Below are 254 nucleotides of genomic sequence, written 5' to 3'. Positions count from 1 at the left end.
ACAACACGATGGCCCGGTTCGGCGGTGACATGTAAAGGCCGACGATATCCTGCACCTTGTCGACAAATAGCGGATCGGTGGAAAGCTTGAATGTCTCGCTGCGATGCGGCTGCAGGCCAAACGCGGCGAGCTATGCGGGATTTTGGGTGATACGGCCTGATCAAGCGGCGCGATTTTCGGCGACGCTGGTGGCTACGCCGTCGGTGAATGTGACGCCTTCGATGAGCAAAGGCAACTGGTTCGCGCCCTTCAGG

General features: G+C 59.1%; 1 pseudogene. It reads right to left on the bottom strand.

The features are described from left to right. A pseudogene (locus tag DQG18_RS15915) lies at positions 1-124 on the bottom strand (IS630 family transposase); the annotation flags it as partial. Positions 125-254: the final 130 nt, after the last annotated feature.

The sequence above is a fragment of the Pelagibacterium sediminicola genome (genome assembly GCF_003390885.1).
Classification (GTDB): domain Bacteria; phylum Pseudomonadota; class Alphaproteobacteria; order Rhizobiales; family Devosiaceae; genus Pelagibacterium; species Pelagibacterium sediminicola.
This window is presented reverse-complemented; position numbering and strand designations above follow the sequence as displayed.